This is a genomic window from uncultured Rhodococcus sp., assembly GCF_963525155.1.
Taxonomy (GTDB): Bacteria; Actinomycetota; Actinomycetes; order Mycobacteriales; family Mycobacteriaceae; genus Rhodococcus_F; species Rhodococcus_F qingshengii.
The window spans coordinates 1-11,671 of sequence record NZ_CAURKP010000159.1; the positions used below are offsets into that span (position 1 = coordinate 1).

Genomic DNA, 11,671 nt, shown 5'->3' on the forward strand with positions numbered 1-11,671 from the left:
CCCCCCTCGCACATGACTTTCCACCCGGCCCGGCACGACTCTTGGTCAGTGGCATCGATCACACTGTCGAGATACCGATTCAGTAGTTTTTCAGTTGACGCGACTCTACCTCCGAAAGGCCGGCTCCATGCTTTCCGACACTGCCCTGCCCAACACTGCCCTGCCCGACACACCCCTGCCTGACACACCGCGTCTGGCTTCGATTCACAACTTCCGCGACGTGGCCGGCCCCGGGTACGTCACGACCAGCGGACAGGCGATGAGCCGCGGAGTCTTCTACCGTGCAAACGTACTGACGCCCTCGCCCGAGGATCTTGCAATCGTGGAATCGCTGGGGCTGACCGCCGTCTATGACGTGCGCTCCGAAACCGAGGCGAACGAAACTCCCGACATCGTGCCGGCGCCGGCGATGTACGCCCACATTCCCATCCTGTCCGGAAACATCCACGCCGAAGCGATGGCTATCCGAACAGCGGACGCTGCAACAGCTTTCATGCAGAACATCAATCGCAGCTTTGTCGCAGACCCCGTCACTCGGAACGGATTTTCGCAGTTGTTCGCCGCCCTGGCGACCACCGAGGGGCCGCAACTCTTCCACTGCACGGCGGGCAAGGACCGAACAGGTTGGGCGGCAGCACTACTGCAGACACTCGCTGGTGTACCGCGCGAAACGATCACGGCGGACTACCTGCTCACGAACACGTACTCGGCCGAGTACATCGATGCAACAGTCGCGAAGATCGCCGCTGCCACAGATGCAGACAAGGGCGAGGTGATCCGGTTGCTGCTTTCCGTCGACGCGAGTTACCTGGGCGCTGCCTTCGAGCAGGTCGAGCACCACTACGGGACCGTCGAGAACTATCTGACCGCCGGGTTGGAGCTTGCTCCCGAACTCGTCGGCGCTCTGGAAACCAAACTGGTGAGCTGACTCGCGAACAAAAAACTGCGGGTGTGTGACCTACTCGGTCACACACCCGCAGTCTTGGTCTCGAGCAGTTTCAGCTCACTACCCGATCATCACGGGAGTGGACCGCCTGCAGCGATCGCAGACAGTGTTGCGAACTCGTCAGCCTTGAGTGACGCGCCGCCGACAAGAGCGCCGTCGACGTCGGTCTGGCCGACGATCTCTCCGACGTTCTTCGAGCTGACGCTACCGCCGTACAGAACGCGAACGCCGGCCGCGACCTCGGCGTCGGCAAGTTCGGCCACTGTTGCTCGGACCGCAGCACACACTTCCTGTGCATCGGCGGCAGAAGCGACACGGCCGGTGCCGATGGCCCAGACAGGTTCGTACGCGATGACGATCTTGGAGATCTCCTCCGCGCTCAGGCCCGCCAACGAACCCTCGAGCTGGTCGACGTTGTAGGCGACATGCTCGCCCGCTTCGCGAATCTCGAGGCCTTCGCCGATGCACACGATCGGCGTGAGGCCGTTCTTGAGAGCAGCCTTCGTCTTCGCGAGGACGGTCTCGTTGGTCTCACCGTGAAGGGTGCGACGCTCGGAGTGGCCGACCACGACGAAGGTGCAACCGAGCTTGGCCAGCATGGAGCCGCTGATCTCGCCCGTGAACGCACCCGAGTCATGAGCCGAGACATCTTGCGCGCCGTACGTGAGGAGGAGCTTGTCGCCCTCGATCAGCGTCTGGACGCTTCGGATGTCGGTGAACGGCGGGATAACCGTGACGTCCACTTTGTCGAAGTACTTCGCAGGCAAGGAGAAAGCGATCTTCTGCACCAGGGCGATAGCCTCGAGGTGGTTCAGATTCATCTTCCAGTTGCCGGCGATCAACGGCTTACGTGCCATGTCGGATCAGCCTTCCAGTACTGCGATGCCAGGCAGCTCTTTGCCCTCGAGGTACTCGAGGGAAGCGCCACCACCGGTGGAAATGTGCGAGAAGCCCTCGTCCGGGATACCGAGCTGACGAACGGCTGCTGCGGAGTCGCCGCCGCCGACGACGCTGAAGGCGCCCTTCTCGGTTGCCTCCACGATTGCCTCGGCGACACCACGGGTGCCTGCCTCGAACTTCGGGAACTCGAACACGCCCATCGGGCCGTTCCAGAACACCGTCTTGGCGCCGGTCAGGATCGCGGCAAAGCGCTTGACCGACTCCGGTCCGATGTCCAGACCCATCCAGCCGTCGGGAATCTCGTCGAACGGAACGATCTTCGACTCGGCATCGGCCGAGAAGGAGTCCGCGACGACAACATCCTGAGGGATGTGGATGACGTCGGCGTACCGGTCGAGGAGATCCTTGCAGGTCTCGATCATGGACTCTTCGCACAGCGAATTGCCCACGGACACACCCTGAGCCGCGAGGAACGTGTAGAACATTCCGCCGCCGATCACCAGAGTGTCGACCTTCGGCGCCAGTGCCTCGATGACGGCCAGCTTGTCCGAGACCTTGGAGCCACCGAGCACCACCGCGTACGGACGCGCCGCGTCCTGCGTGAGCTTGGCGAGCACCTCGACCTCGGCGCCGACCAGGTATCCGGCGTAATGCGGGAGCAGCTTCGCGACGTCGAAGACCGACGCCTGCTTACGGTGAACAACACCGAATCCGTCGGAGACGAATGCGCCGTCGTCACCGACCAGCTCGACGAGAGCCTTGGCGAGCTTGACCCGCTCGGCTTCGTCCTTGCTGGTCTCGCGAGGGTCGAAACGGATGTTCTCGAGCATCAGGACGTCACCATCGGTGAGTCCTTCGGAACGAGCCAGCGCGTCCTGTCCCACGACGTCACCGGCGAGTTGCACGTTGCGACCGAGGATTTCGGCCAACTTCGCGGCAACCGGTGCGAGGGAGAACTTGGGATCGGGCTGACCGTCGGGGCGCCCGAGGTGCGCGGTCACGATGACCTTCGCTCCACCCTCGGCAAGTGCCCGCAGGGTGGGAGCGGACGCGACGATGCGACCCGGGTCCGTGATTTCTCCGCCATCCAACGGGACGTTGAGGTCGGAACGCACCAGTACGGTGCGCCCCTCGACCCCAGCGTCCAGCAGATCCTTCAGCGTCTGAACTGCCACTGTTATCGAAACTCCGCTCAGAGAGACTTGGCGACGAGGCCGATGAGGTCGGCGAGGCGGTTGGAGTAGCCCCACTCGTTGTCGTACCAGGAGACGATCTTGACCTGGTCGTCGATGACCTTCGTCAGACCCGAGTCGAAGATCGACGAGTGCGGGTCGGTGACGATGTCCGAGGAGACGATCGGTGCGTCGGTGTACTTCAGGATGCCCTTGAGGGGTCCTTCGGCAGCAGCCTTCATCGCAGCGTTGATCTCGTCGGCGGTGGCCGACTTCTTCAGGTTCGCGGTGAGGTCGGTGACCGAGCCCGTGGGGATCGGCACGCGCAGTGCGTAGCCGTCGAGCTTGCCGAGCAACTGCGGGAGAACCAGGCCGATTGCCTTGGCTGCACCGGTACCGGTGGGAACGATGTTGAGGGCAGCTGCGCGGGCGCGACGGAGGTCTGCGTGCGGAGCGTCCTGCAGGTTCTGATCCTGGGTGTACGCGTGGATCGTGGTCATCAGACCCTTGACGATGCCGAACTCGTCGTCGAGAACCTTGGCGATGGGGCCGAGGCAGTTGGTGGTGCACGACGCGTTGGAGATGATGTTCTGGCTGCCGTCGTACTTGTCGTCGTTGACGCCCATCACGATGGTGATGTCTTCACCCTTGGCCGGAGCCGAGATGATGACCTTCTTGGCGCCGGCTTCGAGGTGTCCCTTGGCCTTTGCGGCGTCGGTGAAGATGCCGGTGGACTCGACGACGACGTCGACGCCCAGCTCGCCCCAGGGAAGTTCGTTCAACGGGCCACGGTGTGCGAGGGCCTTGATGCGCTGATCGCCGACGACGATCGTGTCGTCACCGTCGAGCGACACGTCGTACGGCAAACGGCCGAGGATGGAGTCGTACTTCAGCAGGTGAGCGAGCGTCGCGTTGTCAGTCAGGTCGTTGACTGCCACGATCTCGATATCGGTGGTTCCGAGCGCCTTCTGCGCATCCACCGCCCTGAAGAAGTTACGTCCGATACGGCCGAAACCGTTTACGCCAACCCGGACAGTCACAATTCGCTCCTTTGACCATGATTCTGGTGTGCAACTTGACCCACGCATACTCCGAATCCGTGTGTGCACGACGCGGACGTGGGGTTCATCGGTCGATGTGACTCATACCCTAATGCGCGTGGCCCGAACGTGCGCAGCCCACCCTGACGGAGGGCAGGTCACCCCTCTTCGAGTAGCTCCACATTCACTGCGGATTCGGTGTCGGGTATGCCCGTTTCCTTGGCCTTGCGATCAGCCATCGACAGCAGGCGACGGATACGTCCGGCAACGGCGTCCTTGGTCATCGGCGGGTCGGCCAACTGGCCGAGTTCTTCGAGGGACGCCTGCCGATGCTCGACGCGCAGTGCACCCGCCGCCGCGAGGTGATCGGGCACGTCCTCACCGAGGATCTCCAACGCACGCTCGACGCGCGCAGCAGCCGCAACGGCAGCGCGAGCAGAGCGTCGCAGGTTTGCGTCGTCGAAATTGGCGAGACGATTGGCGGTGGCGCGGACCTCGCGTCGCATCCGCCTCTCCTCCCACACCAGACGTGTGTCCTGGGCTCCCATTCGGGTCAGGAGATCGCCGATGGCCTCACCGTCGCGGATCACCACACGATCCGTTCCGCGAACCTCACGTGCCTTCGCCGAGATCCCCAGACGCCGCGCAGCTCCAACCAGAGCAAGTGCAGCTTCCGGGCCGGGGCAGCTCACTTCGAGCGCCGACGAACGGCCGGGTTCGGTCAGGGAACCGTGCGCGAGGAACGCACCGCGCCACGCTGCTTCGGCGTCGCCGACACTTCCGCCGACGACCTGCGCAGGCAAGCCGCGAACCGGGCGCCCGCGAAGATCGAGCAGTCCCGTCTGGCGCGCGAGGGCCTCACCCTCCTTCGCCACACGCACGATGTAGCGAGCGGACTTTCGAAGCCCGCCCGCACTGAGTACGTGCACGTCGGCACTGTAGGTGAACAGGTCGAATATCTCCCGGCGCAGACGTCGCGCCGTGGAGCCCAGATCCACCTCTGCTTCGACGACCACCCGGCCGCCGACGATGTGGAGCCCACCGGCAAAGCGCAGCAACGCGGAGACCTCTGCCTTGCGGCAGCTGACCTGAGTCACCACTAACCGGCTCAGTTCGTCCTTAACCTCCGCTGTCATTGCCACGAAGCGTTCTCCCTCTGTTCTTCGGATTGCTGTTCTTGCAGGGAAGACTGTGTCGAATCCCCTACTGCCGCACTGCTCGACAGTTCCGCCAGTACATCGGCCAGTTTTGCCGGATCGTGTACATGCGCTGCGCCCGGTGAGGTGTCCGCGACATCCGCGTACCTGACTTCGGCTGAAAATTGATCCGCCGCACGCTGCAGATGTTCACGTTCACGCCCGGCCGGTACCGACGCCGAGTCGACCACCACATAGTCGACCCGGAAATCGGGCACGTGTTGGGAGAGTACGTGCAGGTGACGCTCTGCGGAGAATCCGGCGGTCTCCCCCGGCTCGGGTGCGAGATTGAGCACCAGTACCTTTCGAGCCTTCGTCGACGACAGTGATTCGACGAGTTCGGGTACCAGGACGTGTGGGATCACGCTCGAGAACCACGATCCCGGGCCGAGAACCACGAGATCGGCACGATCGATCGCAGTCACGGCATCGGGGCACGCGGGCGGATTGGACGGGAGCAGTCTCACACGCCGAACCTTGCCCGGGGTGGTCGCGACGGCAACCTGTCCACGAATGCAGCGGCTGACGCGGGGGTCCTCTTCGAGTCCTTGAACGTCGGCTTCGATCTCGAGCGCGATCGGCGACATCGGCAGCACACGGCCACGGATTCGCAGCAGTCGCGCCATCTCGTCGAGCGCGACGACCGGATCGCCGAGCACCTCGGTCAGTCCGGCCAGGATGAGATTGCCCACCGAATGCCCGGCAAGTGCGCCGACACCGCCGAAGCGATGCTGAATGGTCCGAGTCCAGTCGACTATCTCGGGTTCGTCCGACGCGAGAGCAGCCAGCGCCATCCGGAGGTCTCCAGGCGGGATGACGCCGAGTTCGGCGCGCAGCCGGCCCGACGAACCACCGTCGTCGGCGACCGTGACCACCGCGGTGACGTCGAGCGTCAAGCGTCTGACGGCCTGGAGCGTGGCGAACAATCCGTGCCCGCCGCCGAGCGCGACGATGGCCGGCCCCTCGGGTGTCTCCCGCGAGCGATGTGTCGGTTCACTCATTCGCGCCCCAGATCCCGGTGCACGATGCTGACCGAGATGTCGTCCTCGGAACCCAAACGCCTCGCGAGAGCTTCGGACATGGCCACGCTTCGGTGCTTACCGCCGGTGCACCCGACCGCAATTGTCATGTAGCGCTTTCCTTCTCGTCGATATCCGGCGATCGTCAAATCCACCAGATGTCGGTAGGTGTCGAGATAGTCTTCCGCGCCCTCGCGGGACAACACGTAGTCGCGGACGTCGGCATCCTGACCGGTGTGCGGGCGAAGTTCAGGGATCCAGTGGGGGTTGGGCAGGAAACGAACGTCACAGACGAGATCGGCGTCCATCGGCAGGCCGTACTTGAATCCGAACGACTGGACCGTCACCTTCATCGTGCGGTTGGCATCGTTCCCGAACGCCGTTTCGATCTTCTGACGCAGCTGATGCGCCTTCAGCGCCGACGTGTCGATGACCAGATCTGCGGCCGCCTTCACCACGGCCAACTGCCGACGCTCGGCTGCGATCCCTTCGGACAACGTGCCGTCGATGCCGTCGTTCTGCAACGGATGACTGCGGCGCACCTGTTCGAACCGTCGGATCAACACGTCGTCCGACGCTTCGAGGTACAGCACCCGAGTGTGGATCGGTTCCGCCTCGAGTTCGGTGAGCACCCACCCGAGATCGCCGGTGAAGAGTCGACTCCGCACGTCGATCACGACGGCGAGACGATCGACCGGCGGATCGGAGGTCAAGCTCAGACCGACCATTCGGGAAATGAGCTCAGGTGGCAAATTGTCCGCGACATACCAGCCGAGGTCTTCGAGCACCTTGGCAGCGGTACTCAAACCTGCTCCGGACAATCCCGTCACCAGCAGGAAATCCATCGTTCGACTGTCTTTGGCGCTGTCGGTAGTCACTGTGCACTCGGCCCCGTCGTCGGCATGGACAATTCTCGCGACTCGGAGCCCTCGTCATCGCTACCGGATTCGGCGCTGGGCGCGTCAGCAGACGTAACAGACGATTCGGATTCCGTGTCCAGCTCATCATCCCCTACCGCGGCTGGCAGCGCTCGAGCTTCAGCGCCCGCGTCGGCTGCAGCCGAATCCGTGCCGAGTGCGGCCAGAACTGCTGTGGCGGTGGTCTCACCGATACCGGGGACCTGCATGATCTCCTCGACCGTTGCCGTTTTCAGCTTCGCCACGGAACCGAAGTGAGCCACCAGAGCGGTTCGACGAGTTTCACCGAGCCCCTTGACCGAATCCAGAGCCGAAGCCGTCATCCGCCTCGAGCGTTTGCTGCGATGGAACGTGATCGCGAAGCGGTGGGCTTCGTCTCGGATGCGCTGCAGTAGGTACAACGACTCGCTCGTTCGGGGAAGGATGACCGGATCTTCTTCCCCCGGTACCCATACCTCTTCGAGTCTTTTGGCCAACCCGACTACCGCGACGTCAGTGACCCCCAGCTCGTCGAGGACCGCCGCTGCCGCCGTGACCTGAGGGGCGCCGCCGTCCACGACGAACAGATTGGGCGGATAGGCGAACCGCCGAGGCCGGCCCGTCGCCGGGTCGATCGCCGCTTCGGGAGCCAGATCCCCACCGTCCGAGTCCATGGTCGACGCCGACGCCGCGAGGACGCCCAGGTCGCGGTTGTGGCGCAGGAACCGCCGACGCGTGATCTCCGCGATACTCGCGACGTCGTCGGAATGACCGTCACCGGCGGCTTCCTTGATCGCGTAGTGCCGGTAGTCCGACTTACGCGGGAGCCCGTCCTCGAACACGACCAGTGACGCCACGACGTCGGTTCCCTGGACGTGACTGATGTCGATGCATTCGATTCGTAGCGGAGCCGAGTCCAGGTCCAGTGCTTCCTGGATGCCCTGAAGCGCCGCGGAACGCGAAGTGAAGTCGCCGGCGCGCTTGAGCTTGTGCTGCGCCAGAGCCTCTTTCGCGTTTCGCTGGACTGTTTCGGCGAGGTCTTTCTTGTCGCCGCGTTGCGGAACCCGCAGTTGCACTTGCGATCCCCGAAGCTTGCTCAGCCACGCCTGGATCTCGGTCGCGTTTGCCGGCAGAACCGGCACCAGAACTTCCTTGGGAACTGCGCTGATCCCGGCCTCGGAACCCGCTCCCGGGTCGAGGGCCGCCTGCTCCCCGTAGAACTGGGTGAGGAACTGCTCGACCAGGATCGGCAGGTCGGACTCGGCGTCGAGTGCGGCCCAGTCGATGGCGTCGCCTGCCTTCTCCACGACCCAACCACGCTGACCCCGCACGCGTCCGCCCCGCACGTGGAACACCTGAACGGCGGCTTCGAGATCATCGGTGGCAAAGGCGACGAGATCGGCGTCGGTGCCGTCACCGAGTACGACGGCCTGCTTCTCGAGCGCCTTGCGCAAAGCCCCGATATCGTCACGCAGACGGGCTGCGGTCTCGAAGTCGAGGTCCTCGGAAGCCTGCTGCATGCGCTTTTCGAGATCTTTGACCAACTTGTCCGTGCGGCCGGCGAGGAAGTCGCAGAAATCTTCGACGATCTGACGATGCTCCTCGGCGCTGACTCGCCCGACGCAGGGCGCCGAGCACTTGTCGATGTAGCCGAGCAGACACGGCCGGCCGATCTGGTTGTGTCGTTTGAAGACTCCGGACGAGCACGTTCGTGCGGGAAAGACTCGTAGCAGCAGATCGAGTGTTTCGCGGATGGCCCAGGCATGGGAGTAGGGACCGAAGTACCGGACACCCTTGCGCCGCGGACCGCGGTAGACGAACAAGCGCGGGAACTCTTCGTTGAGCGTCACCGCGAGAACCGGGTACGTCTTGTCGTCGCGGTACCGGACGTTGAACCGCGGATCGAATTCCTTGATCCAGTTGTACTCGAGCTGAAGCGCTTCGACTTCGGTACTGACGACGGTCCACTCGACGCTGCCGGCGGTGGTCACCATCTGCCGAGTACGGGGATGAAGTGTCGTGACGTCCGCGAAGTACGAGTTCAAACGTGAACGGAGGCTTTTCGCCTTTCCGACGTAAATGACCCGACCATGCGGATCGCGAAATTTGTAGACGCCCGGCGCAGCCGGAATGGTTCCGGTAGCGGGGCGGTAAGTCGAGGGATCCGGCACGGTTTCAGGTTAGTCGCCGCCACCGACCGACTCGGAAACGCGCAGGATGCGGGCACCGAATCGGTCGGAAGACGTCAGTTGCTCTTGTGCGCGACCGGTGCGTAGCGGTCGGCCAGTTCGCGGAACTTACCGACCGTGTCGACGGCGTACTCGCGGTCGTTGGACTGGATCGCCATCACTGCCATGTACTCGTCGTCGGGCAATTCGATGCGTGCCCAGGCGGCACCGTCGGGGAACGAGAGTCCCTCGAACAGATCCCAGTCGACGATCTTCTCGCCCAGGATGTTTCGTACGGCAATACCCTGCTTGCCCACCTTGACCCGGGGCCGCGTCAACATCAGCACACCGAGAGCCAGAATGGTGCCGATGCCTGCCATCGCGATCTGGTCCGCGGCACGGAAGTACACGCCGGTGGACCCCTGGCGAAGCAGGAGTGCCAGTGTGACGTGAACGATCACCAGGAGGACGGCAACTCCGATCGCGTATCGCGTCGACTTACGCGGTGACGCGATCAGTTCCCAGTTCTCATGGTCGCCGGGTGTACTCATCGAAACGAATCCTCGGTCCATGGTGCTCGGAGATGGCGCAGGGTCACTGCGGTGTCCAGTGCGGCGGCGCAGGCCTGTGCGCCCTTGTCCTCGACGCTACCCGGCAGACCCGAACGGTCAAGAGCCTGCTGCTCGGTGTCGGTGGTCAGGACACCGTTCCCCACGGGGGTGCTTTCGTCGAGCGAGACGCGTGTGAGGCCCGCGGTGACCGCGTCGCACACGTACTCGAAGTGCGGCGTACCGCCGCGGATGACAACACCGAGTGCGACGACGGCGTCGTGCGTGCGCGCCAATGCCTGCGCAACGACCGGCAGTTCGATCGCGCCGGCGACACGGACCAGTGTCACGTCCTTGATCTGTGCTTCCTGCGCGACGCGCTGCGCGCCCGCGATCAGAGCCTCGGAGATCGTCGCGTGCCACTGCCCGGCAACGATCGCCAGCTTCAGATCCTTGGCCTCGGCGATCGCGAGCTGCGGCTGACCTTCGCCGCTCACAGTGCGGTTCCCGGCTGTGCGGTGTTCTGGTTCGCCTCGTACTCGTCCAGTCCGATCAGATCGTGCCCCATCCGGTCGCGCTTGGTGCGCAGGTAGGTGAGGTTCTCCGCATTCGCGCGCAACGGCATCGGAACACGATCGGTGATCTGCAGGCCGTAGCCGTCCAGACCCACACGCTTGGCCGGGTTGTTGGTCAGCAGACGCATCGACGAGATCCCCAGATCGACGAGGATCTGGGCACCGATGCCGTAGTCACGGGCGTCCGCCGGCAGGCCGAGTTCGAGATTGGCGTCGACGGTGTCGGAACCGGCGTCCTGGAGCTGGTAGGCCTGCAGCTTGTGCATGAGACCGATGCCACGACCCTCGTGCCCGCGCATGTACAGAACAACGCCGCGGCCCTCCTGGGCGACCATGTCCAGTGCGGCGTCGAGCTGCGGGCCGCAATCGCACCGCAGCGAACCGAAGACGTCGCCGGTGAGGCACTCGGAGTGAACGCGGACGAGTACGTCGCTACCGTCGCCGTCGGGGCCTGCGATGTCGCCGCGCACCAGCGCAACGTGCTCGACCTCGTCGTAGATGCTGGTGTAGCCGACAGCGGTGAACTCACCGTGGCGGGTGGGGATGCGGGCCTCGGCGATGCGCAGTACGTGCTTCTCGTGCTTGCGACGCCACGCGATGAGGTCCGCGATCGAGATCAGAGCAAGGTTGTGTTCGTCGGCAAATACTCGCAACTCGTCGGTCTGAGCCATCGCGCCTTCGTCCTTCTGGCTGACGATTTCGCAGATGACGCCGGCAGGACGCAGGTCCGCCATGCGGGCGAGGTCGACTGCAGCTTCCGTGTGGCCAGGACGACGCAGTACTCCGCCTTCCTTCGCGCGGAGCGGAACGACGTGACCGGGGCGAGTGAAATCGTTGGCACCGGATTCGGGGTTGGCGAGCAGACGCATCGTCGCAGCGCGGTCCGACGCCGAGATGCCGGTACCGATTCCCTCACGGGCGTCGACGGTGACGGTGTACGCCGTGCCGTGCTTGTCCTGGTTGGTGGCGTACATCGGGGGCAGGCCCAGCCGATCGCAATCGTCACCGTCGAGCGGCACGCACAGGTAGCCGGAGGTGTACCTGACCATGAACGCCACCAGTTCCGGGGTGGCTTTCTCGGCGGCGAAGATGAGGTCGCCCTCGTTCTCGCGATCCTCGTCGTCCACGACGACAACAGCTTTACCTGCAGCGATATCTGCTACTGCGCGCTCGATACTGTCGAACCTGGTCACGTGCTCGCACTCCAAAGT

11 protein-coding genes are annotated in these 11,671 nt (G+C 64.0%); 1 reads left to right on the plus strand and 10 read right to left on the minus strand.

The window, feature by feature from the left end:
• The first annotated feature begins 127 nt into the window (after positions 1 to 127).
• A complete protein-coding gene (locus RWT78_RS23415) occupies positions 128 to 928 on the plus strand; it encodes a tyrosine-protein phosphatase (protein ID WP_314681246.1) in 801 nt (266 codons plus the stop codon).
• A gap of 89 nt (positions 929 to 1,017) precedes the next feature.
• Here the strand turns inward: RWT78_RS23415 and tpiA are convergent, their stop codons facing one another.
• The 10 genes from tpiA to RWT78_RS23465 form a co-directional block, all read right to left on the minus strand.
• Positions 1,018 to 1,803 carry a triose-phosphate isomerase gene (gene tpiA / locus RWT78_RS23420; RefSeq protein ID WP_314681249.1) on the minus strand — a complete coding sequence of 262 codons (786 nt, stop codon included), beginning with the start codon at positions 1,801 to 1,803 and terminating at the stop codon, positions 1,018 to 1,020.
• A gap of 6 nt (positions 1,804 to 1,809) precedes the next feature.
• Positions 1,810 to 3,021: a phosphoglycerate kinase gene (locus RWT78_RS23425; protein ID WP_230359852.1), complete on the minus strand. Its 1,212-nt coding sequence runs from the start codon at positions 3,019 to 3,021 to the stop codon at positions 1,810 to 1,812.
• Positions 3,022 to 3,038: 17 nt separating this feature from the next.
• Positions 3,039 to 4,058: a type I glyceraldehyde-3-phosphate dehydrogenase gene (gene gap / locus RWT78_RS23430; protein ID WP_003944851.1), complete on the minus strand. Its 1,020-nt coding sequence runs from the start codon at positions 4,056 to 4,058 to the stop codon at positions 3,039 to 3,041.
• A gap of 158 nt (positions 4,059 to 4,216) precedes the next feature.
• On the minus strand, positions 4,217 to 5,194 hold the full coding sequence (whiA, locus tag RWT78_RS23435) for a DNA-binding protein WhiA (protein WP_021344225.1): 978 nt from the start codon (positions 5,192 to 5,194) through the stop codon (positions 4,217 to 4,219).
• Positions 5,191 to 6,255, minus strand: a complete 1,065-nt coding sequence (yvcK, locus tag RWT78_RS23440) for a uridine diphosphate-N-acetylglucosamine-binding protein YvcK (RefSeq protein ID WP_054832235.1) — start codon at positions 6,253 to 6,255, stop codon at positions 5,191 to 5,193. Before yvcK ends, whiA begins: the two co-directional genes overlap by 4 nt.
• Positions 6,252 to 7,151, minus strand: a complete 900-nt coding sequence (gene rapZ, locus RWT78_RS23445; protein ID WP_003944872.1) for an RNase adapter RapZ — start codon at positions 7,149 to 7,151, stop codon at positions 6,252 to 6,254. The genes yvcK and rapZ overlap by 4 nt, the downstream gene beginning before the upstream one ends.
• Positions 7,148 to 9,340 (minus strand): excinuclease ABC subunit UvrC, encoded by a 2,193-nt coding sequence (gene uvrC, locus RWT78_RS23450; protein WP_007727980.1) that lies wholly within the window; start codon positions 9,338 to 9,340, stop codon positions 7,148 to 7,150. The genes rapZ and uvrC overlap by 4 nt, the downstream gene beginning before the upstream one ends.
• Before the next feature lie 74 nt (positions 9,341 to 9,414).
• A complete protein-coding gene (locus RWT78_RS23455; RefSeq protein WP_054826645.1) occupies positions 9,415 to 9,888 on the minus strand; it encodes a PH domain-containing protein in 474 nt (157 codons plus the stop codon).
• Positions 9,885 to 10,382: a 6,7-dimethyl-8-ribityllumazine synthase gene (gene ribH / locus RWT78_RS23460; protein ID WP_003944999.1), complete on the minus strand. Its 498-nt coding sequence runs from the start codon at positions 10,380 to 10,382 to the stop codon at positions 9,885 to 9,887. Before ribH ends, RWT78_RS23455 begins: the two co-directional genes overlap by 4 nt.
• Entirely contained in the window at positions 10,379 to 11,653 is a 1,275-nt protein-coding gene (locus RWT78_RS23465) for a bifunctional 3,4-dihydroxy-2-butanone-4-phosphate synthase/GTP cyclohydrolase II (RefSeq protein WP_003944833.1), read from the minus strand. The genes ribH and RWT78_RS23465 overlap by 4 nt, the downstream gene beginning before the upstream one ends.
• Positions 11,654 to 11,671 lie beyond the last annotated feature (18 nt).

Coding starts and splice junctions, on each gene's coding strand:
- RWT78_RS23415 (WP_314681246.1), top strand. CDS start 128: ATGCTTTCCGACACTGCCCTGCCCAACACTGCCCTGCCCGACACACCC.
- tpiA (WP_314681249.1), bottom strand. CDS start 1,803: ATGGCACGTAAGCCGTTGATCGCCGGCAACTGGAAGATGAATCTGAAC.
- whiA (WP_021344225.1), bottom strand. CDS start 5,194: ATGACAGCGGAGGTTAAGGACGAACTGAGCCGGTTAGTGGTGACTCAG.
- yvcK (WP_054832235.1), bottom strand. CDS start 6,255: ATGAGTGAACCGACACATCGCTCGCGGGAGACACCCGAGGGGCCGGCC.
- RWT78_RS23455 (WP_054826645.1), bottom strand. CDS start 9,888: ATGAGTACACCCGGCGACCATGAGAACTGGGAACTGATCGCGTCACCG.